The following is a 23,209-nucleotide window of genomic DNA, read 5'->3' on the forward strand; positions in this document are numbered from 1 at the left end:
GGCCTCAGAAGTCTTTGCTGCAGGGGCCCGTGCCCAGCTGGGCCAAACCAGTCCGGTCGCCCGCAGCGTACCCGCGTACCCAGGAGGCTTGGTCGAACATGAGCTGGCGGGGATCATCCACGTGGTCCAGGCCGAGGAGGTGTCCCAGCTCATGCATGATGACTGCTACGCCGATCTCTTCGCCGCTGGGAGCGTCCACGATGTCCGCGAATTGTGGGGCATCCAGGGACACCGTGCCCGTGACGTAGGCCTTATAGCCATTGCTGAGGCCAATGGAGGAGCTTCCGCCAAGGCCCACGGTCTGCCCGCTCAGGCGTGGCACCTGCTCCGGCGTGCTCCACGCAATGAGGACGGGAGCCCAGCGGTCGCCGTACCTTTCGGGCTGGTACCCGGACCTGTTGGGGGAAGGAACCTCGGAACTGGGGCCGTCGTAGATGAACTTCAATCCTGTGGCTTCGCCGGCCTGTCGCACGGCTTCTTCCACCAGCGGCTGCCAGGAGGGCGGTGCGAGGTCCGAGTTGATCACATAGTGGATGGGCCGGCACGGCGAGTACGCCAGCGGAGTTCCGTCTTCCTTGACGGCCAGGAACTTGTACGAGGAACTGGGGCGGTTCAGAGGTGCCGGCGTTCCAAGCGGTGCGTCGGCTTCCTCAAGCCCCGGAACCGGCTCCTGGCGCTGGCCGAAAGGTGCCAGCGCGGGGCGCGGCGCCTGGCTCTGTGTGGCGGACGATCCGTACAGGAGCTGGTGGAGTTCGCCGCTGAAGTAGGCTCCCGCGCACACCAGGCCGAGCACGCTGAAAAGGAACAGGATGGCCGCGATGCTGCTGTGCTTGATCGGCGGCCTGACCGGTGGAGGCTCCGGCGGGCGTGGAGCATGCGGAAGGTAATTCGGACGAGGGGGATCGGGGTCCGGCCACTTGGGCGACCCATAAGGTTCCATGGAACCCCCTGACGTGGCGGCTGCGACGGGAAGTGGGGCGCCGCCGTCGGCCGTATTCGTCAGCATAAGTCCCACTCCACAGGGAGTCCATGCCGGGAATGCTTGAAGCGTGAAAGAGTCAGATGTCCTTGCGGCAGGGTGCCGAGGCGAGAAGATGAAGGCCATTCAGGTCGCCCGCCGCGAGGCCGTCGGGGGCGCCGATTTCCGGGTACATGAGTTGGATCGGGTCATCCACATGGTCAAGGCCCATCACATGGCCCAGTTCGTGTTGCATGACTGCCAGGACGTAGTCGGCCCCGCCGGGACTCGCGAGCAGTTCCGTTACCTGTGGCGTGTCCAGCTCCAGGCTCCCGGTGATGTAGCTTTTGGGTCCCTTGTTGAGGGAGTACATGGTGCTGCCTCCTGTGCCGATGACGTTATCTGCCAGCGCAGGGGCTTCCACCGGTGTGGTCCAGGAAATCAGCAGGGGAGCCCACCGGTCGCCGTACTTGGACGGCTGGTAGGGCTCACGCCGGTCCACCGGCAACTCGTCAGTGGTGCCGTCGTCGATGAACTGGATGCCGGACGCCGCAGAAATATTTGCCAAGGCGGCGGTCAGGAGGGCGTCTGAGCCAATGGGTGCGGACGCATCGTTGACAACGTAATGGAGCGGACGGCAAGGCGAGTAACCTACCGGGGTGCCGTCGTCGTTCGTGGCCAGGAACTTGTACGAATCGTTGGTGGTGCCGGGCGCTGAAGGCGAGGCCAGTGGGGCGTCCGCCTCCTCAAGTCCGGGCGGCGGCGCGTCGAGGGGGCGCGCCGGTTCGGCTCCACCCGGATGGTCCTCTGTGGTTCCCGGCACGCTCACTCCCGGGAACAGCGCGGTGATGCGAGGGTCGCCCTGCAGGAATCCACTGACCAGAACGGCGACGACGGCCGCAATGACGGCCATGAGGACGCCGCGGAGAACGCGCAAGGCTGTTCCAGTGCGTCGGTGCTTCGGCACGCGCGTTGCTTCCCGCTCCGGGTCCACGGTTCTCCATTCCTGATGCCCTGGTCACGCGGGGCAGCGCGGAGGACGAACCAACATTACGGTCTCCGGACCAAGCCGTCCAAACTTAGACGATCGCTGCTCCGAACGCCAAGCCCAGACCATACGTGGCCGCCGCCGCACCCAGGCCGATGGCAAGCTGCCGGAGTCCGCGGCTCAGCGGCGAGGTTCCGGACAACAAGCCGACGACGGCGCCGGTAGCCAGGAGCGCGATACCCACCAGAACGCCGGCCACCAGCAAGGCGGCGATGCCCGTCATGCCGAAAATGAACGGCAGGATGGGCACAATGGCGCCCGAGGCGAAGAAGCAGAAGCTGGACATCGCTGCACCCCACGCCGAACCGACGGATTCATGATCGTCAGTGGGTGGCTTCTCCGGCTGCAAGGAAAGGCTGGGATCGCAGTCGCAGCTGAACAAGCCCATGCGCTCGGCAGCGCGGTGCTCCGCCGCTTCACGCGTCATGCCACGGGCCAAGTACACCAGGACCAACTCGTTGTGCTCGATGTCCAATGACGGTGCCGCGGTCAGAGTGGCCTGCGTGGGCAGGGTCGCGTTAAGGAGCTCCCGCTGCGAGCGGACCGAGACGTATTCGCCCGCACCCATGGAGAGGGCCCCGGCGAGGAGACCCGCGACGCCACTCATGAGCACCACGGGGCTGGGCACGCCGGTTGCGGCCATACCCATGACCAGGGAAAGGTTGCTGACCAAACCGTCGTTGGCGCCGAAAACGGCCGCGCGGAAGGTTCCGGAGAGCCGGTTGCGTCCGCGTGTGGCTAAGCCCCGGACTACTTCTTCGTGGATTTGTTCATCGGCCACCATGGCAGGCGTCGCGGCAGGTTCGGTGCCGTACGGGGAACGGCCTTCGGCACGCTGTGCCAGAGCGAGGACGAACACTGAACCGAAGTTGCGGGCCAGGAAGCCCAGGAACTGGCTGCGGGTGGAAGCTGCCTTGGGCATACCTGCATGCTCGCCAAGGAGCTTGAGCCAATGGGCTTCGTGCCTGCCTTCGGCTTCGGCCAGGGCGAGCAGGATTTGGCGTTCTTCGCCGTCACGTCGCTGGGCCAGTTCGCGGTAGACGGCGGCCTCGGCACGCTCATCGGCCAGGTACTGCCGCCACCGGCGAATGTCCGCGTGCGAGGGCGGCGCGGGTTGCGTGCCGGCGTTTTCGGCAGTTGCCGGTTCGGGGGTGGGGTCCGGAGCGGAGCTCGACGAACTGTGGGATTCCTGGTGCATCTGCACTTTGTCTCCTGTGCTTGGTGGGGTAGTTGCGGCCCCATTGCACGCCCCACACTACCGCTTATCCGCGCGGATTTTTGGCTGGTATTCCTTAACTGGAATGTTCGGTGCACCGTAATTTCCTTGACCCTCGACTGTGCCGGTGCTCAGATGGAAGGACAGGGGCGGGGCCCTTCCGCCACTGGATTCCTGCATTCGGGTCAACGGGCTGAACCGCCCACCAGAACAGGCCCACGAGACGGAGGTTGCACCATGAACACCACCGAATCACACGCCAATTACCCGGAACGGGCAACCATTGAGTCCGACCCGGCCTACGACTACGCCGAAGACCAGGAAGTGGATGAACCCTGGGTAGAGGAAGTGGACGCCCCCGAGGACGACGAACGCGTTGTCCCCATAGATGAAACTGAAGAGTTCCGCGAGGAAGACGAGGAAGTTTAGGCCTGGTCCCCGTGCCCTGGAGCCCTAGTGCCCTAGTGTGAAGTGACGTTGGACGCCCGCCCGTTTTCCGACGGCCGCAACGGTCACCGTTAGTGTCTTGGACGACTCACACCAGTGCGTCGGCCGGACGGCCTGGGCCAACGCCTGCGCGATGAGTTGCGGTTGGGCGTGTCTGAACTGCTCTGTTCCAGCCTTGGCAGTGATGGTCACCGTGCCCAGGAAGAGGTCGACGGCGGGAATCACCGCGACCGTGGGGGTGGCCGTTCCGGCCGGGGTACTGGGTGCTGTTGTGTTTACCAGGGTGGTATCGCCTTGGTACGGCAAGGGACTGCTCCTTGGGGGAGTGCTCTTGCCCGCTCGGTTGTCTCTGGTCCGGGACGGGCCGCTTCCTCATCCGAACCACCCGTGAACATGGGGTTGGTGTGTGGCCAGTCGGAGCTTGGCACCACATCTCTTGAAGCTGGGACCACCCTACCGCATTGGTGTTCGGCCACCCGTCGTGGGGTGTGTTGCGTGGCCTGCTGTGTTGTGGGGCCTGCTTTGCGCTCTTTGGGGTGGTTTTGGCGTGTAGAGCGGGCCTTCCAACGGGTGGGCGCGTGTTGTGGGGCCTCCTGTGTTGTGGGGCCTGCTTTGCGCACTATGGGGTGGTTTTGGCGTGTAGAGCGGGCCTTCCAACGCATGCTTCCCGGACATAGCGCAACGGCGGCGCCGCCCCAAAAAGGGGAGGCGCCGCCGTCGAACTTTACTTGTTTCCTGAACCTTGCTTGGTTCTTTGTGCCCGCCTAGGAAGCGGGGGTGGTGAGCTCTTCCTCGGCCACGCGGGTACCGGCAACGCGATCCGTCCAGGCCTTCATGACTGCCGGATCCGTGGGCTTGCTGGCAAGCGAGACCACTACGTACACCAAAGCCGAGGCGATCAAACCGAAGTAGATGGGCTCGTTGGCGTAGATGCCATCGAGGGGAACTTCGGCGTTGATCTCAAGGATGATCATGGTTCCGAGGGTTACCACTGAACCGGCCGCCATGGACCATGCTGCGGCGATGCCCGTTCCACGCTTCCACACCAAGCCGCCAATGATGGCCACGAGGAGGCCGCCAACCAGGATGTCGTAGGCAATGGTCAGTGCGGCCACCACATCCTTGGTGGAGATGGCGATGATGATTGCAACGATTCCCAGGCCGAGTACCCAGTAACGGTTGGCCTTGACGTCGTGCTCAGGGTTATCGGAGTCGGAGGTGTCGACCTTCTTGCCAAACCAGCTGGCAACGAAAGGCATTACGTCTGCGCGGGCAACGGTTGCAGCAGCAATCAGTGCGCCTGACGCCGTGGACATCATGGCGGCCACAGCTGCGGCAAGCACCAAGCCGCCGATGCCGATGGGCAGGAGCCGGGTAGCGACCTCTGCGTAGACGTCGTCCTTGGCAGCGATTTCGATGCCGGAGAGGGCAACGCTGGCAGCCATGCCGATCAGGGCACCTGCGAAGCCGTAGAGGATGCAGTAGACGCCGGCGGTAGCGCCGCCCCAGCGGGCAACTGTGGGGTTCTTGGCAGTGAACACGCGCTGCCAGATGTCCTGGCCGATCAGGAGGCCCAGTGTGTACACGACGAAGTAGGTGATGATCGTCTGGAGGCCGATGCCGCCGATGTCGAAGAAGCTCTCATCGACGCGGGCTCGGATGCCATCGAGGCCACCTGCGGCGTTCAGGGCGAAGGGGAGCATGAGGAAGAAGATTCCCACGGTCTTGATGACGAACTGGACCTGGTCGGCCAAGGTGATGGACCACATGCCGCCAATGGTGGAGTAGACCAGCACGATTGCGCCGCCGATAGCGATGGCGAGCCAACGCTCCCAGCCGAAGAGGACCACGAAGATGGTGGCGTAGGCACCGGTGGACGTGGCACACAGCATCAGCGTGTAGGCCAACATCACGATGCCCGAGGTCTGGGTTGCCGTGCTGCCATAGCGGAGGGTCAGCATCTGCGAGACCGTGTAGATCTTGAGCTTTTGGATGGTTCCGGCGAAGAGCAGGCTGAGCAGAAGCACGCCTGAACCGATGGCCACAACCAGCCACATGCCGGAGATACCGAACTTGTAACCGAGGCCGACGCCGCCCACGGTGGATGCGCCACCGAGGACCACTGCGGCCATGGTGCCGGTGTAAAGGAAGGGTCCCAGGCGGCGGCCGGCCACGAGGAAGTCGCTGTTGTTCTTGGTGCGGGACTTGCCCCACCAGCCGAATGCCAGCATGGCGAGCAGGTACACCACCACGATTGCGATGTTTATAGCCGAAGATTCCATGAACGGTCCTTGGAGCTGATGCACGGAGGTTGGGGTTTTCGACGATACTCCTGCGAAGCGTCGAAGTCTCTGTGCTGACGATTGGAGATTGGGGGATGTGTTGTGTGCCTCACAGACAACACTTGTTGCCTATGAGGATATGTTGTGATGGGAGTAACAGTCAAGATCCTTAGGTCATGCTTTCGCGTATTCTGGCGCTCTTGTCCTGTCTCCCGGCTACTATTGCTCCAATGACAGGGCCACATGACAGGCCTGAAAGGTTCGTGAATGAAGGCTCTACCCGTTGAACCGAGCAATGTTCCCGTTGCCATCGGTTCCAGAATCCGCGCAGCCCGGCAAGCGCAGCGGCTCACCATCGAGCAAGTGGCGGATGCTACCGGCCTGACCAAAGGCTTCCTCAGCCGTGTGGAGCGGGACCTGACATCGCCGTCGGTCGCTTCGCTGGTCACTCTTTGCCAAGTGCTGTCCGTATCCGTGGGGGACCTGTTCGCAGCTCCGGAGACACACCTGACCAAGCGCGACGACGGCCCCCGCATCTCCCTGGGTGGCCAGGGCATCGTGGAGCGTTTGTTGACCGCCCGCTCCGAACGTCGGCTCCAGATCCTGCAGGCAACCATCGAGCCGCGTGGCCGCGGTGAAAACGAGCTCTATGCCGTGGACTGCGACGTGGACGTCCTGCATGTGGTCAAGGGCCGGATCAAGCTCATCCTGACCAATGAGGAGTACGACCTCGAAGAGGGGGACACGCTCTCCTTCCCGGGCCGCGAACCCCACACCTGGATCAACCCCACGGACGAGACTGTGGAGGTGTTGTGGGTGCTGGTGCCGGCAGCGAGCCGCTAGGCCCACCCCTCGCGAGGTGACAGATAATGCCCATGTTTGCAGCAAACATGGGCATTATCTGTAGTATCGGCGCGTGGATCCGGGCGGTTAGCCCACGTGCACCCACGGCCGGCGGGTGATGTCCGGCTCGGCTTCCCTCAGCACTTCGCGTGTTACCGGCGCAATCTCTCCTTCGCCAAAGAACAGGAACTTGCTGAGGTTGGAAATCGGGTTGCCCTCGGTCCAGCGGAAGTAGATGTGCGGCATGAACCCGGTGACGTCCCGGATGTGGAGGAGTACTGCTGCCACGGTGTTAGGCACGTTGTTGCTGTGCACTTCCAGGATTTTGAACCCGTGCCGGAGCTTGCCCACAACTTGGAGTTCCTGCTCGAAGTCCGAGCTGTCGTCCACGATGACTTCGATGAAGACGGCGTCGCAGTCAACGGGCAGGTGGCTTGCCTGCTGGGCGTGCTGAAGCTTCTCCCTATAACGGCTTGCACTGAGGTGCTTGGGCTCGTGGGCAATGATGCGAACAGGGCCTTCGGAAGCGTTGGCCGTGAATTCGAGGGCTTTCTCGTCCATCTTGATGTGCGTGGCCCGGAGCTCGAAGGCGCGCCGCATGCGGGAGGTAAAACTGACAACCATGATGCCCAGTATGAAGAGGGCCGCAATCTTCAGGCCGTCGGGGCGCTCGATCGAGTTGACCACGGTGGTGTAGACGAAAACGAGCGAGATCAGTCCAAATCCAATGACCTGCGCCCGCTGCTTCTTTCGCCGCGCGGACAGGGTCACGGCTATTGAAGCCGAGGTAATCAGGACCAGCACGCCCGTGGCGTACGCGCCACCCTGGGCGTTGACGTCCGCCTGGAAAATGATGGTGACGATGAAGGCGATGACCGTGAACACCAGAACCAGTGGACGGAGAGCCCGTGCCCACGCAGGTGCCATGCCGTAGCGGGGCAGGTAGCGGGGGACAAGGTTCAAGAGCCCGGCCATGGCTGACGCGCCGGCGAACCACAGGATGGCAATGGTGCTGACGTCATAGACAGTTCCGAAGCCGTCCCCAAGGAACTTGTGAGCGAGGTAGGCCAGCGCGCGGCCCTCGGCCTTGCCGCCGTCTTGGAATTCTGCGGCGGGGATCAGCATGACGGTGGTGAAGCTGGAGGTGATGAGGAACGAGCTCATGATGATGGCGGCGGTGGTGAGGAGCTTGTGGGCGCCCTTGATCCGGCCTGCCGGGTTGGCTTCGGTGTCTGTGGCGTGGCCCTTGATCTGGGGCATGACGGCAACACCGGTTTCGAATCCGGAGAGTCCCAGTGCCAGGCGCGGGAACACCAGCAGTGCCAGGGCGATCATCATGATGGGGTCGCCGTGGGAGGTGGTCAGTGCGGTCCACCAGTCGGTTATGACGCGTGATTCCGTGAAGAGGTGGGTCATGGATACGGCGATGACCACGAGGTTGAGTGCAAGGAACGCCGCCACCAGCACTACTGCCACGTTGATGGCTTCCTTGAATCCGCGCAGGAAGACGACGCCCAGGCCGGCGATCAAAGCCAGCGTGATGACCACTTGTTGGCCTTCGAGGAAGTGCGGCGCGAAGGGGTTCTCGATGAGGTGGGCTGTGGCGTCGGCGGCGGAGAGCGTGATGGTGATCATGAAGTCGGTTGCGGCGAAGCCAAGGAGGGCAAGGACGAAGAGCTTGCCTCCCCATCGTGGAAGCAGGCGTTCAAGCATGGCGATGGACCCTTCGCCGCGCGGGCTTTCCTTGGCCACGCGCCGGTAGACGGGCAGCGCGCCGGCCAGGGTTGCCAGGACCAGAAGTAGCGTGGCCAGCGGGGAGAGCAACCCGGCGGCAAGGGCGGCGATGGCCGGCTGGTAGCCGAGGGTGGAGAAGTAGTCGAGTCCGGTGAGGCACATGACCTTCCACCAGGCTTGCGGCTTATGCGAGTCCGCAGGCCGGCCGTGAGGTCCCTGCCGTTTCCCTGAGGTGTCCGGCATTCCTTCCAGCAGCCAGGATTTGAGCTTGAAGGAATTTTTGGGCTTATCGGCCGGGTCGGCCGGGGGCCTCGTCAGGGTGGTCACGGTGTCCTTTCGTGCAGCCGGATGCTGCGTCCGCTAGGAGCGTATGGCCGTATTCGACGCCGGGACCCCGGTTTTTATGGAATCTTAACGCCCGCTGTGACCGGCATCTCATGCTGAACGCAGCCGAATCTCTTTGTAAACATGTGATGCATATAAGGCAACTTCGAGTGTATGATGGGAGTCACAGCAACTGATCCAACTCGAAGGAGAGGCATATTTTGGAAGAGCTTCGCATTACGGCCAACGGGAACCTCGGACCCATCGATTCATCCCGCATTCCGCGTTACGCCGGTGCCGCCACCTATGCCCGCCTGCCCCGACTGGACCAGGTCTCCAAGGCTGACGTCACAGTAGTGGGCGTTCCCTTCGACTCCGGTGTCTCCTACCGCCCCGGGGCGCGCTTCGGCGCCAACCATGTACGCGAAGCCAGCCGACTGCTGCGCCCGTACAACCCTGCCTGGGACGTCAGCCCCTTCGAGAACATCCAGGTTGCCGATGCCGGCGACATGGCTGTGAACCCATTCAACATCAACGAGGCAATCGAGACTGTCCAACAGAACGCCCTGGACCTCACGGCCAACGGCAGCAAGCTGGTAACCCTCGGTGGCGACCACACCATTGCACTCCCGCTCTTGAGGGCAGCAGCGGAGCGGGCAGGCGAGCCCATTGCGATGCTCCACTTCGACGCCCACCTGGACACCTGGGACACGTACTTCGGTGCCGAGTACACTCACGGCACCCCGTTCCGCCGCGCGGTGGAAGAGGGCATCCTGGACACCGAAGCCATCAGCCACGTGGGTACCCGCGGCCCCCTGTATGGCAAGAAAGACCTCGACGACGACCACCGCTTCGGCTTCGGAATCGTCACCTCCGCTGACGTCTACTACCAGGGCGTCCTGGAAACCGTAGCCAAGATCCGTGACCGCATCGGCAACCGCCCGCTGTACATCTCCGTGGACATCGACGTTTTGGACCCCGCACACGCACCCGGCACCGGCACCCCCGAAGCCGGCGGCATCACCAGCCGCGAACTTCTCGAAATCATCCGTGGCTTCCGCGGCATGAACCTCGTTGGAGCGGACATCGTTGAAGTTGCTCCTGCCTACGACCACGCCGAGATCACCGGTGTTGCAGGCAGCCACGTAGCGTACGAGCTCGTGACCCTCATGGCGGACAACGCCGTGGAAGGCGACCGCCAAGGTGCCCCGAACGGTTACGCGCAGCAGGCGCTCGGCGCTCGCATGGTCGAACTCGCACAGGCAACCGCAACTGCCGGGGACCAGCGATGATTGATTTCGATCCCGGCACAGCAGCCCCCACCAAGGGCACCAACCAGCGCAACGGCGGGGACCTCGTCGTCGAGACCCTTGAAGCGCTGGGCGCTAAGACCGTCTTCGGTATCCCCGGCCAGCACGCGTTGGGTCTCTTTGACGCCATGGGCCGCGGCAACCTGCACTTCGTCTCCTCCCGTGTGGAGAATAACTCCGCGTTCGCGGCCGACGGTTACTCCCGAGCCACGGGCGAGGTAGGTGTGCTGTTCCTGTCCACCGGTCCTGGCGCGCTCACCTCCCTGGCCGGCCTTCAGGAGGCTTACGCTACGGGTGTTCCCATGGTGGTTGTCGCCAGCCAGATCCCCCTCGACGGCCTGGGTGCACGCCGCAAAGGCATGCTGCACCAGCTCGATGACCAGAAGGCCTCGGCCGCGAACGTCACCAAGAGCCAGCGCCTGATCCAGCACGCCTCGGGTATCCCGTCGGCCATCCAGGACGCCTGGACCGAGGCGATTTCCTCGCCACAGGGCCCGGTCTGGATCGAAATCCCGCAGAACGTCCTCCTGGATCCCATCATGGTGCCGCCGGTGGAGGATGCGCTGGCCGAGGCATTCGATAACCCGCCGCGCGTCGAGCTGATCCGCGAAGCCGTGAAGTGGCTTTCGACGGCGGAACGTCCGGCGATCATCGCCGGCGGCGGTACGCGTCGTGGCCGGGCCGAGAAGTCGCTGCTCTCGATTGCCGAGCAGCTGCGCGCGCCGGTGATCTGTACTCCCGGCGGCAATGGTGCGTTCCCGTGGACCCACGAGTTGTCGTTGCAGTCGTGGATCGAGGACCGGTACATGACCGATGTCCTGGAAGACGCCGACGTTTTGATCGTCATTGGCTCGTCCCTGGGTGAAGTGACTTCCAATTACTTCACATTCGAGCCCCGCGGCCGCATCATCCAGATCGACGCCGAACCCCGGGTCCTCGAATCCAACCGGCCCGGTCTGGGCATCCGTGCCGATGCCGGCCAAGCACTCGCAGCCCTGGACGAGGCTCTGTCAGCAGCCGGCGCTGCGGACGCAGTAACCCGGTCCTGGCACGGCACCAGCCCCGAAGATGTCGTCAAGGAATCCCTGGCCAAGGTCAAAGCGCGCCTGGAATCACAGGACCTGGCCAAGGAACTGAAGTTCATGGCCGATATCCGCGAGGCTGTCCCGGCTGACATGCAGACGTTCTGGGACATGACCATCTCTGCGTACTGGGGCTGGAGCTGCTGGGACGCCCGGCAGGGTCAGTTCCACTCCGCCCAAGGGGCCGGTGGCCTCGGCTACGGCTTCCCGGCGGCAATCGGCGGTGCCGTGGGTCTTGAAACCACGGGCAAGCCGAGCCGTGTGCTCGCCGTATCCGGTGACGGTTCCTCGATGTACTCCATCTCTGAACTCGCTACCGCAAAGCAGCACAACGTCCCGGTCACGTGGCTGATCGTGGATGACGGCGGCTACGGGATCCTGCGCGAGTACATGGTGGGGGCCTTCGGCCAGGCCACCGCCACGGAACTCGCCCGCCCCGACTTCGTGAAGCTTGCCGAGTCCTTCGGCGTCCCGGCCCGCAGGGTTGCCCCGGAGGAAGTGGGGGAAGCGCTCAAGGCGTCCTTCGAAGCTGACGGACCCAACGTCGTCGTGGTTGAAACACTGCTGAAGATGTTCGGCCCCACGCATTTGGACGACTAGAGCAACTAAACAACCAAAACAGCCAGCCCCCGCACGGAACACCGTGTGGGGGCTGGCTGCGTTGTGAGGCCTGCTTTGCGCCCAATTTCCCAAAAATAGGGTGCAGAGCGGGCCCCACAACTTAGACACTCCCTTCATCTTTAGTTTCCCAAAGCAATCAATATGCGTTATAGTTGCTTTAGGCAAACAAAAAGAGGGGTGTTTCGCATGTCCGTCGGTTCTGCCACAGCAACCGATCTTGTGCATCAGATTTTCGATCTCCAGCGCACGCTGCGCTGTGTGGTGACTGCCCACATGGCCCGCGTGCCCGACGTCGGAATGGCTGTGCAGGGGGTGATGCGTTTCATCGGCGAGGGGGAGACCCGCGCAACCCAGCTGGCCACTCGACTCGGCGTCAGCGCCCCGGTCCTCAGCCGGCACATCACCGAACTCGAGGAGCTGGGCTTTGTAGTCAGGCGGCCTGATCCAGCTGACGGCAGGGCCCAGCTTCTCGCCCTGACGGAAAGCGGCGCGGCGAAACTGCGCGAATTCGAAGAACAACGCAGCGTGAGACTGCGCGATTACCTGGCGGATTGGAGCGAGGCGGACGCCCTCGAGGCCTCCCAGGTCATCAACAAACTCACTGTGTCCCTCAAGGACTCAATCCGGGCAACGGCGGCCGGCTCCATAACAACAAACCAGACAGCTTAGGAGCCCACGCATGGCTACACCAGCAGTACACAACTCCCAGGCGGTGGACGCCTCAGTTAGCAGGGCCTCCGCGCCCATGACGCATCGGCAGATTATGGAAGCCCTGACCGGGCTCCTCGCGGCCTTCTTTACGGCGATCCTCAGCAGCACGATCGTCGCCAACGCGTTGCCCACCATCATGTCCGAGCTCAAGGGCACCCAAACCGACTTCGCCTGGGTCATCACGGCCGCGCTGTTGGCGAACGCTGCCACCACGCCCATCTGGGGCAAGCTCGCGGACCTCTTCGACAAGAAGCTCCTGGTCCAGCTGAGCATCATCATCTTCGTCGCCGGCTCGGTCATGGCAGGCCTTTCTGAAACCATTCCGCTGCTGCTGACCGCCCGTGTCATCCAGGGCATGGCCATGGGCGGCCTCACCGCCTTGGCACAGGCGATCATCGGCTCCATGATTCCGCCGCGCGACCGCGGCAAGTACTCCGGTTACATGGGCGCTGTCATGGCGGTGGGTACTGCCGGCGGCCCGCTGCTGGGCGGCTTCATCGTTGACAGCCCGCTCGGCTGGCGCTGGACGTTCTTCGTGTGCGTGCCGCTGGCCGTCGTCGCACTCATCCTGCTCCAGGTGACGTTGAAGATCCAGCACATCAAGCGCCCGGCGAAGATCGACTGGCTCGGTTCCGTCCTGCTGACGTCCGGCGTGAGCCTGCTCCTCATCTGGGTTTCCTTCGCCGGCAACCCTGACTACTACGACTGGTTCTCCTGGCAGTCCGCACTCATGGTGGGCGGCGGCGTAGCCCTGCTGGCACTTCTGGTGTTGGTGGAAACCAAAGTCCCTGAGCCCATCATCCCGCTCAAGATCATCTCCGAGCGCACCACTGCCTTGGCCATCGTTGCCTCCGTTGCGGTCGGTATCGCCATGTTCGGTTCGTCCACCTTCCTGGGTCAGTACTTCCAGGTTGCCCGCGGCGCCACACCCACCGAGGCTGGCCTGCTGACGCTGCCGATGATCGCCGGCAACCTGATCGGTTCCGTCGCATCCGGCATTCTGATCAGCCGCTTCGGCAAGTGGAAGAGGTTCCTGGTTGCAGGGTCCGTCCTCCTCATCAGCGGCCTCGCGTTCGCCGGAACCATGGACCACACCACCGAACTGTGGATTGTGGCGATCTATACCGGCGTGTTCGGCCTCGGCCTTGGCATGCTGATGCAAAACCTGGTGCTTGCTGTTCAGAACACGGTCCAGGCCAAGGACATTGGAACCGCCAGTGCTTCGGTGGCGTTCTTCCGCTCCGTGGGTGGTGCGATCGGCGTATCCGTCCTGGGCGCCATCATGTCCAACCATGTGAAGGAACTTGCCGTTGAAGGCATGACTGCCGCGGGCATTCCGGCCCAGGGTGGTGCCTCCGGAGCCAGCATGGACCTGGCCGATATGCCTGCTCCCATCGCCGAGATCATGCGGGCAGCCTACGGTGACGCGACCGCGCAGATCTTCCTGATCTCGGCGATCATCAGCGTTGTGGCCCTCCTGGCTGTGCTGTTCATCATGGAACGCCCACTGCGCCGCACGGTTGATGCTGCGCCGGAAAAGGAACTCATTGCCACGGCTTCAGGAGAGGCTGGAATGTCGCTGGACACCGCGTCCATGGACGCAGTGAAAGCGTCCGACGACGGCGCGCGCCGCTTGGGTGCCGACCCTGCGGTTTCAGGGGGTTCCCGTCATGTTCCGGTGGTGGAGCGACCGGCTTCGAACGTGGAATCCGGATCCGACCTTGACCTGGAGTTCGCCCGGATCCTCACGCAGGAACGACCCCAAGGCACGGCTGATGTGAAGGAAGTCCAGGAACAACTGTCCCGTACCCAGTACGTCCTGGCCGAACAGCAGCTGCAGCTCAGCCGAGCCAACGTGGAACTCCAGGCCCGGTTGCGGGAGCAGCAAACCATCGCGGAGCAGCAGGCCCATACCGCGGAGGAGCTCGCCGCGATCCGTAAGGAGCTCAAGCGCGAACGCAGGCAGCAGGAACGGATGGCGTTGTTGCTCCTCCAAGGCGTAGAAGCCCGCGCGGACCACGGCAAGCACGCGGGCTGACTCCTCTACGGATCCCGCCCTTGTTTGACACTCCTCGCGTACTACGTGGAGCTTGGCCAACGAGGGCGCGACTGAAAACGCCGGCTGGGAAACCAGCCGGCGTTTTTGTTGCCGGCACGGTGTCTACCCAAGGGGCTACCCCAGAGCGGGCACGACCGACACGGGAAATACTCCGCTGGGATGATCTTTTCCGTAAGTTGTTTCGCCCGGGCAACGGATTTCGTAGAGTGGGGAGGCTAATACTGTCAGCCCCTGCTGCCAAACTTCTCTTATCTCATTCACGCACTCTTCCTAAGGACCCGTGGGCATGCTTGTCACCCTTATACGGCGCTACTCCAAGCCGTATTTGCCGCAGATTGTGGCTGTGCTGATTTTTCAGTTGGCGTCCACCATCGCCACGCTCTACCTCCCCAGCCTCAACGCCAAAATCATTGATGAGGGAGTTTCCCGCGGAGACACCGACTTCATCTGGCAAACCGGTGTGCTCATGCTCGGTGTCGCCCTTGGACAGGTGCTTACCGCTATCATCGCCGTTTACTTCGGCGCCCGCGTTGCCATGGCAATCGGCCGCGACCTGCGCCGAAGCGTCTACCGGCAGGTCAGCAGCTTCTCGGCCCAGGACGTCAACCGATTCGGTGCTCCCACGCTGATCACCCGCGGCACCAACGATGTCCAGCAGGTACAGATGCTGGTGCTCATGGGCCTGAACTTCATGGTTTCCACGCCCATCATGTGTGTTGGCGGCATCATCATGGCCCTTCGGGAGGACCTCAACCTCTCGTGGCTCGTGTGGGTTTCCGTTCCGGTCCTGGTGGCCGTAGTGGGCTACCTTGTAGTCCGGTTGATGCCGCTGTTCCGTTCCATGCAGACCAAGATCGACGCGATCAACGGTGTGCTGCGCGAGCAAATCATCGGCATCCGCGTGGTTCGTGCCTTTGTGCGTGAACCCCACGAGGCCAAGCGCTTCGGCGATGCCAATGATGACCTCACCGCAGTGTCCGTGAAGATCGGCAACCTCTTCGTCCTCATGTTCCCGGCCATCGGCATGATCCTGCACCTGTCCACGGCTGCCGTGCTGTGGTTCGGTGGCCAGCGCGTGGACTCTGGTGACATGCAGGTGGGTGCGCTCACGGCCTTCCTCCAGTACCTGTTGCAGATCCTGATGGCCGTCATGATGGGCACGTTCATGGCCATGATGATTCCCCGCGCGTCCGTCTGTGCAGATCGCATCGGCGAGGTGCTCGACGTCGAACCTTCCATTCACAACCCCACCTCACCGGTGGTGCCGGCTGAGAAGAAGGGTCGCGTGGAATTCCGCGACGTCACGTTCAAGTACCCGGGTGCGGAGGCGCCGGTGCTGAGCAACATCTCCTTCACCGCCGAGCCGGGTAAGACCCTGGCCATCATCGGGTCAACGGGCGCAGGCAAGACCACCCTGGTTTCGCTCCTGCCGCGGCTTTACGATGTCGCCTCGGGCGACGTACTGCTCGACGGCGTGCCCGTCACCAAGATGGACGCATCTGAAATCACCAGCCGGGTCTCCGCGGTTCCGCAGAAGCCATACCTGTTCTCCGGGACTATCGAGCACAACCTGCGCTTCGGCAAGCCCGATGCCACCGACGAAGAACTGTGGGAGGCGTTGGAGACTGCGCAGGCCAAGGGCTTCGTTGAGGAAAAGTCATCCGGTTTGAACAGGCGCATTGCCCAAGGTGGTACCAACGTTTCCGGTGGCCAGCGCCAGAGGCTGTCCATTGCCAGGGCGTTGGTTACCAAACCGAATGTGTACCTGTTTGATGATTCGTTCTCCGCTTTGGACGTTGCTACCGATGCCAGGCTGCGGAAGGCCTTGAAAGCCAAGACCCGGGACGCCACGGTCATCATCGTGGCCCAGCGTGTGTCAACCATTGCGGACGCGGACGAGATCCTTGTGCTGGATAACGGCCGGATCGTCGACCGTGGAACGCACGACGAACTGCTGGAGACATCACCCACGTACCAGGAAATCGTTGAATCCCAGCTGAGCGTGGAGGAAGTGGCATGAGCGAGCAGAACCAGCAGAAGAAGCGTGGCTGGGCTGCCAAGGCAGCGGCCGCCAAAGATGCCAAGGCAACGGCCGAGGCTGAGGTAGCAACCGAGCTGCTTGATGACGAGGATTTCGTCGAAGAGGAGTACGTCCCTTCCGAAGCCGATGGCGGCATGTTCGGCGACGTTCCGGCAAAGAAGGCCAAGGAGTTCTGGCCGTCCGCCAAGCGGCTCATGGGCCTGCTGAAGCCCGAGAGCGTTGGTGTGTACATCGTGATCGGCCTCGTCATCGTCTCGGTGGTGCTCAACGTGATCGCGCCCAAGGTCCTGGGTACTGCCATGGACGTCATTTTCGGCGGCGTCATTGGCAGGCAGGTCCCCGAGGGAGTCTCCCAAGAGCAGTTCGTGGAGCTCATGCGTCAGCAGGGGCAAGGCAACTTTGCGGACATGGTTTCAAAAATGGAACTCACCAACGGGATCGACTTCCCCAAGCTGACGTTCCTGATTTCGATCGTGCTGCTCATGTACTTTGTGGCAAACATCTTCCTGTGGGCCCAAGGTTGGTTGCTCAACAGGATCGTCATGCGGGTCATCAAGAAGCTACGCAACGACGTCCAGGCCAAGCTCAACCGGCTCCCGTTGAACTACTTCGACACCCGCCAGCGTGGCGACATCCTGTCCCGCGTAACCAACGACGTCGACAACGTCCAGCAGGGTCTTCAGCAGGCGTTCTCCCAACTGGTCAGCTCCGTCCTCACGGTCCTGGGTATCACGGTCATGATGTTCATCGTGTCCTGGGAGCTGGCGCTGATTGCCTTGATCGCACTGCCGTTGTCCGGCATTGTTGCCGGCGTCATTGGTGCCCGCAGCCAGAAGCTCTTTGCTGCGCAGTGGAAGAACACCGGCGCACTCAATGGCCAGATTGAGGAATCGTTCTCCGGCCACGACCTCGTGAAGGTGTTCGGCCGCGATGCCGACATGCTGGAGCGTTTCGACGAGAAGAACGAGGAACTCTACAAAGCATCCTTCGGTGCGCAGTTCGTGTCCGGCGTGATCTTCCCGGCCATGAACTTCGTGTCCTACCTGTCCTACGTCGGCATCGCCGTGGTGGGCGGCCTCCGCGTTGCCTCGGGCTCCATGAGCCTCGGCGACGCCACAGCGTTCATCCAATACTCCCGTGAATTCACCCAGCCACTGGGCCAGATTGCCGGCATGGCCAACATGCTGCAGTCCGGCGTTGCCTCCGCAGAGCGCGTCTTCGAGTTCCTGGACGCCGATGAAGAAGTTGAAGAGAACGCCACGCGCCACCTGCCCTCCAAGACCGACGGCCACGTGGAATTCGAGCACGTCTCCTTCAGCTACGTGGAGGACAAGCCGCTGATCGAGGACCTGTCATTCGCTGCGGAACCTGGTCACACGGTGGCTATTGTGGGCCCCACCGGTGCAGGCAAGACCACGCTGGTGAACCTCGTGATGCGTTTCTACGAGCTCAATGCCGGCCGGATCACCCTGGACAACGTTGACATCAAGGACCTCAGCCGTGCTGAGCTGCGGTCCAAGGTTGGCATGGTGTTGCAGGATGCCTGGCTCTTTGGCGGGACCATCTACGACAACATCAAGTACGGAAACCTGGACGCCACCGAAGAGCAGATCATGGAGGCGGCCAAGGCCACCTACGTGGACCGCTTCGTGCGGGCCCTCCCTGACGGTTACCAGACGATCATCGACGAAGAAGGCAACAACGTCAGCGCAGGTGAAAAGCAGCTCATCACCATCGCCCGTGCCTTCGTCTCCGATCCTTCGTTGTTGATCCTGGATGAAGCCACGAGCTCCGTGGACACCCGTACCGAGCTGCTGCTGCAGAAGGCCATGGCAGCGCTCCGAACGGACCGTACGAGTTTCGTGATCGCGCACCGACTCTCCACGATTCGGGACGCCGACACCATCCTGGTGATGGAAAACGGCAAGATCGTGGAGCAGGGAAACCACACCCGGCTGCTCGCTCTCCAAGGCGCGTACTACCGCTTGTACATGTCCCAGTTCGCGGGTGAGGAAGAGACTGCCGTAGACGACTCGACGGCGGTGCACAGCTGAGCACGGAAACACTGAAGGAGCCCATGGCACCCCGGCGCATTGAGGTCCTTGTACCCATGCGCTGGGGTGACATGGACGCCTACGGACACATCAACAACGTCCAGATTGTGCGCATGCTCGAGGAAGCCCGCATCGCAGCCTTCGGGCCGCCCCGCGGCGCTGGCCTCCCCGGCGTCGAACCTCCCGCCGCCCTCTTCAACGATGTTGAGGAGGGCATCATGACCCTGGTGGTGGAGCACAAGGTCCGCTATGTCCGGACGTTGGACTACCGCAACATCCCGGCTGTCGTTGAGATCTGGGTCGGTGCGGTCAAGGGCGCGAGCTTCGATCTCCACTACGTCATTAAGGACCCCGTCACGCGGGAAGACTGCGTCAAAGCCACCACTCACTTGGCTTTCGTGGCGGAGGCCACCGGACGGGTCCTCAGGCTCACTCCGGAGCAAAAGGAAAAGCTCGAACGCTACCGCGCGTAGGCCCTGCTGCCCGTAGAGTTTCAGCATGAAACTTGAAATAGCCGTGGTTAGCGCGGCGGGTGCAGGTACGGCTGCCGCCGAAGGGGCCAACCGCGTTGAGCTGTGCAGCGGCCTGGAACTTGGTGGAATCACTCCAAGCCAAGGACTCATGGAATCGAGCATGGAACACGTCGACGGCCGTCTGGAAATTCATCCGCTGATTCGCTCCAGGCCCGGCGATTTCCGGTACTCGGCGTCCGACCTGGACACCATGGTCCACGAGATCCGCCACCTGCTCGCCCAGGGTGCCCACGGGGTGGTGATGGGGGCACTCACTCCCTCAGGCGAAGTGGACGTGCAAGCAGTACAGCGCCTGGTGGGCTCGGCCAGGGATGCCAATCCTGAAGCGCAACTGACCTTCCACCGGGCCATCGACCATTCAAGAGACCCTTTGGCCGCCCTTGAGCAACTCATGGAACTGGGCTTCACCCGGGTTCTGACGTCAGGGCATGAAGCTAGCGCCGGAGCAGGCCTGCAAACCTTGACCTCCATGGTGGAGCGGGCGGGGAGCGCACTGGAAATCATGGCCGGCGGCGGCCTTTCGCTGGAGGATATCCCGGCAATGCACGCGGCGGGCCTGTCCGCCGTTCACCTGTCCGCGAAGAAGACCGTCTCCACCCTTGGGGAAGGTGCCATCTCCCTGGGCGGCCAGGACGGCAACGATCCCACTGCCTACACCGTCACCGACCGCGAGGTTGTCAGGGCAGCCAGGGCGAAAGTCAACGCGCTGAACCTTGCCATGCCCAAGTAGCCCCTGCTGTCCAGCTAACGGACGGGAAAATTGCAGTGATCGCGCATCGTAATGGCTCTTTACGCCGCCGTGGAACATCGGGATGATGTAAGGATTCACCAACTCGATGAAAAGCCCCGGAAGCTACCTTCAGGAGTCCCAGCGATGCCGCTGCCCGCGCCGGTTCCACCGGCCCCCGTTTCCCCTCCCAAAATAAGCAGAAACAGTGCGCTGACCGAAGCCCTCCCGGAGGTGGAATGTGGCATTGGGGCGTGGGACAAATTGCTCTACGGAAATCACCGGTTCGTGGTGGAAGTGGTCCAAGTAGGGGAGGAGGCGCAGGATACCCACTTACCAGCCAGTGCTCGCAGGGTGGTCATCCCCTGGCGACGGCAGGACCACCACCCGGCGTCGGTTGACGTCATCATCGTCTCGGAAAAGAGTGGCACCAGGGTCCGGAACGTGCTCGTGGAAGAGGCTAGCCGGGAGTCCGGAAGCATTATTTTCGAGGCGATCGATGGCTTGGGGATCTACTTCGTCTATTACCTGCCCTACGCCATGCTGGGCAAACCCCATTATCCCCAGGCGCAGTACCTCCCGCATCGTCCTGCCGCAGACCCTGCCTGGGCTGCCGCCGTCGGGCGTTCAGAGTGGGTTCCGGCGAAGCGTGAGCTACCAAAGGCCACAGTCCTGCGATATGAGGCGGCCAGCGAGCGGGATACCTTCGCGCCGATGAACTTCACTGCCCGCATGGACGAACTGGAGAAGTTCCACCGGGCTTACGGGGGCGAGGCCTTCCTGGTGTTTCCCGAGGACCGCCTGCACCCCATCTCCATGCAGGGCGACCTTCCAGCACACTGGGTGATCAACGGGCCGGGGAGGACCTTCGCAGCCAATGCCCGGCCCGGGGAGGACTACGTGGTCCAACTTGGGTTGCACGCTCAGCAGGACCTCGCAGCCGTGACAGTCGAAGTCACAGCGCCGTCCGGGGGACACTGCATCAACACTGATGGCGTGGACCGTCTGGGCAGGCCATGGCAGAGGACCCTTGCCTTGAGAGCCGGGCAGGTGCAGGCGCTGTACGTGATCCTGCCAGTCCCGCGCAATGCTGCCGGAACCACCGTGGAGGCGTTGGTGAGGATTGCCGCCACCGGTATAAGCGCCACTGGCCAAGCGGCGCAGGACGTCGAGATCACGCTTGATGTGGGTGCAGACGCGGACACAGAACCCGACGGCGGCTTCGGCGATCCTCGGTTGTTGGGGCGCCTGGCTTGGCTGGATTCGCGGGTGGCCCAGGACGCTGAGCTCGTTAGGCCCTTCACGCCCATCACGTTGGACGAATCGAGCAGGACGTTGGGGATTCTGGGCAGGTACCTGAGGTTGACGGAGTCGGGACTGCCGGCGCAGGTGACGTCCACCTTCACCGCCGCCGTCACCGCAACTGATGGTCCCGCCGTCGAACTTCTTAGCACCCCCGTGCGACTGGACGTCGAGGGAATCGATTGGACGCATGGGCAGCTCATCTTCACTGAGGAGGGCCCGGGGCGGACGTCGTGGCGGTGCAGCTGGACGGGCCGAAAAGAGGGCAAGTCAGCGCTGACACTGGAGCTGAACGGCGTTCTCGACGCCGATGGAGCAGTTTCGTACTCACTGCGCCTCAGTTCCGCGGAAACTGTGGACGTGATCGACGTTGGGCTGCAGCTTGAGTTTTGGGAGGCGGCGGTTCCGCTGGCCATGGGCTTGGGTGTCCCGGGTGGGCGGCGACCGGAATCTCTTGACTGGGCATGGGACGTATCGGCGAAGAACCAGGACGCGCTGTGGCTGGGAAGTGTGAACGCCGGAATCCAGCTTGCCCTTCGCGATGGCAGCTATGAACGGCCGCTCAACACCAACTTCTACCGGGAGAAGCCGTTGGTGGAGCCGACGTCGTGGGCCAATCGTCAGCAAAGCAGCGGGGACGCCTTAGTCCGAGGCGGGGTTAACCTGCACTCGGCGGACGGCACTGTAAAGCTGAACGCCTTCAGTGGCGCGCGGACACTGATTGCCGGCGAGCCCTTGGACTTTGATTTCCGCCTGTTGCTGACACCGTTCAAGCCGATCGAACCAACTAGGCACCTTGGGAAACGCTACTTTCACGCTCCTGAAAATCCGGCCGACATCAAGGCCGCGGGAGCCACCGTGGTCAATGTCCACCACGCAACGGCACCGGCTCCGTTCATCAATGATCCCCTGCTGACCCGGGACTCGCTTCGGAACTACGTTGCCGAGTGTCATGGGCAGGGTCTGAAGGCCAAAGTGTACAACACGGTCCGCGAGCTCACATTCCACAGTCCGGAGCTGTTGCCGTTGCTGCACCTGGACCACGAGATCTTCAGTGATGGACCGGGCGAGGGACATATCTGGCTGCAGGAACATGCGGGAAGCGGCTACGTCTCAGCGTGGTTCGCGCCCAACGTGGATGACATTGCCGTGGTGACCACGGGTGAGTCGCGATGGGAGAACTTCTACGTTCGCAGCCTCCATGAACTGGCCAAGGGCGAGGACGGGATCGACGGTATTTACCTTGATGACATTGCTTATGACCGGCATGCCATGCTGCGGGTCCGCAAGGTCCTTGAGAGGGCCTGCCAATCCAGAGGTGTGGACGGGCCGGAAATTGACCTTCATTCCGCCAACCAGTTCACAGCCCATGACGGATACGCGTCCTCAGCCAATCTGTACATGGAGCACCTGCCCTATGTGGACCGGCTCTGGCTGGGGGAGTACTTCGACTACCACACCACTGATCCCGACTATTGGCTGGTGGAGCTGTCCGGGATTCCCTTCGGACTCATGGGCGAGATGTTGGAAGGCGGTGGCAACCCGTGGCGTGGCATGGTGTTCGGCATGACAGGCCGGGCACCCGCCGTCGACAACCGCCCGCTCTGGGAGTTCTGGGCCGCAAGCGGGCTGGAAAGCGGGCAGATGCATGGCTTCTGGGACCCTCAGGCACCTGTACGGACCAGCCACCCGGACGTGCTGGCCACCACGTGGGTGACAGAGCACGGAATGGTTGTAGCGCTGGCGTCATGGGCCGGTGAAACTGAGGATGTGACGTTGATTTTCGACGACGACGCTGCCGCCCAGGACGTCGTAGCCCCGGGCATCCCCGGGTTCCAATCCGCCGCGAGCTACGCGCCCGGCCAAGCCATCACCCTTGAGCCGCAGCGCGGCCTCCTTCTCACGATCGGATACTGA

17 protein-coding genes and 1 riboswitch are annotated in these 23,209 nt (G+C 62.8%); of the genes, 11 read left to right on the plus strand and 6 right to left on the minus strand.

What is annotated here, in order from left to right; genetic code table 11:
* Nucleotides 1–4: 4 nt before the first annotated feature.
* The 3 genes from KCX59_RS05855 to KCX59_RS05865 form a co-directional block, all read right to left on the minus strand.
* Nucleotides 5–1,006 carry a matrixin family metalloprotease gene (locus KCX59_RS05855; protein WP_179018147.1) on the minus strand — a complete coding sequence of 334 codons (1,002 nt, stop codon included), beginning with the start codon at nucleotides 1,004–1,006 and terminating at the stop codon, nucleotides 5–7.
* 52 nt (nucleotides 1,007–1,058) lie between these two features.
* Nucleotides 1,059–1,895 (minus strand): matrixin family metalloprotease, encoded by an 837-nt coding sequence (locus KCX59_RS05860; RefSeq protein WP_179018184.1) that lies wholly within the window; start codon nucleotides 1,893–1,895, stop codon nucleotides 1,059–1,061.
* A 142-nt stretch (nucleotides 1,896–2,037) separates the two neighbouring features.
* Nucleotides 2,038–3,204: a VIT1/CCC1 transporter family protein gene (locus KCX59_RS05865; protein ID WP_091465762.1), complete on the minus strand. Its 1,167-nt coding sequence runs from the start codon at nucleotides 3,202–3,204 to the stop codon at nucleotides 2,038–2,040.
* A gap of 255 nt (nucleotides 3,205–3,459) precedes the next feature.
* On the opposite strand from KCX59_RS05865, the gene KCX59_RS05870 reads away from it, so the two are divergent.
* Complete coding sequence (locus KCX59_RS05870) at nucleotides 3,460–3,651, plus strand: hypothetical protein (RefSeq protein WP_179018148.1); 192 nt, start codon at nucleotides 3,460–3,462, stop codon at nucleotides 3,649–3,651.
* A gap of 24 nt (nucleotides 3,652–3,675) precedes the next feature.
* Here KCX59_RS05870 and KCX59_RS05875 read toward each other — a convergent pair whose 3' ends face one another.
* Nucleotides 3,676–3,975 carry a hypothetical protein gene (locus KCX59_RS05875; RefSeq protein WP_178994316.1) on the minus strand — a complete coding sequence of 100 codons (300 nt, stop codon included), beginning with the start codon at nucleotides 3,973–3,975 and terminating at the stop codon, nucleotides 3,676–3,678.
* A gap of 16 nt (nucleotides 3,976–3,991) precedes the next feature.
* Nucleotides 3,992–4,111: riboswitch (SAM riboswitch) on the minus strand.
* Nucleotides 4,112–4,433: 322 nt separating this feature from the next.
* Nucleotides 4,434–5,951 (minus strand): sodium:solute symporter, encoded by a 1,518-nt coding sequence (locus tag KCX59_RS05880; protein WP_178994318.1) that lies wholly within the window; start codon nucleotides 5,949–5,951, stop codon nucleotides 4,434–4,436.
* A 267-nt stretch (nucleotides 5,952–6,218) separates the two neighbouring features.
* On the opposite strand from KCX59_RS05880, the gene KCX59_RS05885 reads away from it, so the two are divergent.
* Nucleotides 6,219–6,794: a helix-turn-helix domain-containing protein gene (locus tag KCX59_RS05885; protein ID WP_024819844.1), complete on the plus strand. Its 576-nt coding sequence runs from the start codon at nucleotides 6,219–6,221 to the stop codon at nucleotides 6,792–6,794.
* 87 nt (nucleotides 6,795–6,881) lie between these two features.
* On the opposite strand, the gene KCX59_RS05890 is transcribed toward KCX59_RS05885, so the two are convergent.
* On the minus strand, nucleotides 6,882–8,855 hold the full coding sequence (locus tag KCX59_RS05890; RefSeq protein ID WP_179018149.1) for an APC family permease: 1,974 nt from the start codon (nucleotides 8,853–8,855) through the stop codon (nucleotides 6,882–6,884).
* Between the two features lie 218 nt (nucleotides 8,856–9,073).
* Here KCX59_RS05890 and speB point away from each other — a divergent pair, with 218 nt between their 5' ends.
* The 9 genes from speB to KCX59_RS05935 all read left to right on the plus strand — a co-directional run bounded on the left by speB (nucleotide 9,074) and on the right by KCX59_RS05935 (nucleotide 23,209).
* A complete protein-coding gene (gene speB, locus KCX59_RS05895; protein WP_179018150.1) occupies nucleotides 9,074–10,144 on the plus strand; it encodes an agmatinase in 1,071 nt (356 codons plus the stop codon).
* Nucleotides 10,141–11,844, plus strand: coding sequence for a thiamine pyrophosphate-binding protein (locus KCX59_RS05900; RefSeq protein ID WP_179018151.1), 1,704 nt, complete (start codon nucleotides 10,141–10,143; stop codon nucleotides 11,842–11,844). Before speB ends, KCX59_RS05900 begins: the two co-directional genes overlap by 4 nt.
* 207 nt (nucleotides 11,845–12,051) lie before the next feature.
* On the plus strand, nucleotides 12,052–12,534 hold the full coding sequence (locus KCX59_RS05905) for a MarR family winged helix-turn-helix transcriptional regulator (RefSeq protein WP_017197676.1): 483 nt from the start codon (nucleotides 12,052–12,054) through the stop codon (nucleotides 12,532–12,534).
* A 10-nt stretch (nucleotides 12,535–12,544) separates the two neighbouring features.
* Complete coding sequence (locus KCX59_RS05910; protein WP_179018152.1) at nucleotides 12,545–14,614, plus strand: MDR family MFS transporter; 2,070 nt, start codon at nucleotides 12,545–12,547, stop codon at nucleotides 14,612–14,614.
* Nucleotides 14,615–14,921: 307 nt separating this feature from the next.
* Nucleotides 14,922–16,655, plus strand: a complete 1,734-nt coding sequence (locus tag KCX59_RS05915) for an ABC transporter ATP-binding protein (protein ID WP_179018153.1) — start codon at nucleotides 14,922–14,924, stop codon at nucleotides 16,653–16,655.
* A complete protein-coding gene (locus KCX59_RS05920) occupies nucleotides 16,652–18,730 on the plus strand; it encodes an ABC transporter ATP-binding protein (protein ID WP_306294691.1) in 2,079 nt (692 codons plus the stop codon). The genes KCX59_RS05915 and KCX59_RS05920 overlap by 4 nt, the downstream gene beginning before the upstream one ends.
* A gap of 56 nt (nucleotides 18,731–18,786) precedes the next feature.
* Nucleotides 18,787–19,203: an acyl-CoA thioesterase gene (locus tag KCX59_RS05925; protein WP_178994430.1), complete on the plus strand. Its 417-nt coding sequence runs from the start codon at nucleotides 18,787–18,789 to the stop codon at nucleotides 19,201–19,203.
* Nucleotides 19,204–19,228: 25 nt separating this feature from the next.
* A complete protein-coding gene (locus KCX59_RS05930) occupies nucleotides 19,229–19,993 on the plus strand; it encodes a copper homeostasis protein CutC (protein WP_179018154.1) in 765 nt (254 codons plus the stop codon).
* Between the two features lie 144 nt (nucleotides 19,994–20,137).
* On the plus strand, nucleotides 20,138–23,209 hold the full coding sequence (locus KCX59_RS05935) for a glycoside hydrolase domain-containing protein (protein ID WP_179018155.1): 3,072 nt from the start codon (nucleotides 20,138–20,140) through the stop codon (nucleotides 23,207–23,209).

Source organism: Paenarthrobacter nitroguajacolicus, from assembly GCF_051027655.1.
Lineage (GTDB): Bacteria > Actinomycetota > Actinomycetes > Actinomycetales > Micrococcaceae > Arthrobacter > Arthrobacter nitroguajacolicus.

Excerpts from the sequence above, each read along its gene's own strand:
- KCX59_RS05855 (WP_179018147.1), bottom strand. The coding sequence starts at position 1,006 with ATGCTGACGAATACGGCCGACGGCGGCGCCCCACTTCCCGTCGCAGCC.
- KCX59_RS05865 (WP_091465762.1), bottom strand. The coding sequence starts at position 3,204 with ATGCACCAGGAATCCCACAGTTCGTCGAGCTCCGCTCCGGACCCCACC.
- KCX59_RS05870 (WP_179018148.1), top strand. The coding sequence starts at position 3,460 with ATGAACACCACCGAATCACACGCCAATTACCCGGAACGGGCAACCATT.
- KCX59_RS05880 (WP_178994318.1), bottom strand. The coding sequence starts at position 5,951 with ATGGAATCTTCGGCTATAAACATCGCAATCGTGGTGGTGTACCTGCTC.
- KCX59_RS05885 (WP_024819844.1), top strand. The coding sequence starts at position 6,219 with ATGAAGGCTCTACCCGTTGAACCGAGCAATGTTCCCGTTGCCATCGGT.
- KCX59_RS05900 (WP_179018151.1), top strand. The coding sequence starts at position 10,141 with ATGATTGATTTCGATCCCGGCACAGCAGCCCCCACCAAGGGCACCAAC.
- KCX59_RS05905 (WP_017197676.1), top strand. The coding sequence starts at position 12,052 with ATGTCCGTCGGTTCTGCCACAGCAACCGATCTTGTGCATCAGATTTTC.
- KCX59_RS05910 (WP_179018152.1), top strand. The coding sequence starts at position 12,545 with ATGGCTACACCAGCAGTACACAACTCCCAGGCGGTGGACGCCTCAGTT.
- KCX59_RS05915 (WP_179018153.1), top strand. The coding sequence starts at position 14,922 with ATGCTTGTCACCCTTATACGGCGCTACTCCAAGCCGTATTTGCCGCAG.
- KCX59_RS05920 (WP_306294691.1), top strand. The coding sequence starts at position 16,652 with ATGAGCGAGCAGAACCAGCAGAAGAAGCGTGGCTGGGCTGCCAAGGCA.
- KCX59_RS05925 (WP_178994430.1), top strand. The coding sequence starts at position 18,787 with ATGCGCTGGGGTGACATGGACGCCTACGGACACATCAACAACGTCCAG.
- KCX59_RS05930 (WP_179018154.1), top strand. The coding sequence starts at position 19,229 with ATGAAACTTGAAATAGCCGTGGTTAGCGCGGCGGGTGCAGGTACGGCT.
- KCX59_RS05935 (WP_179018155.1), top strand. The coding sequence starts at position 20,138 with ATGCCGCTGCCCGCGCCGGTTCCACCGGCCCCCGTTTCCCCTCCCAAA.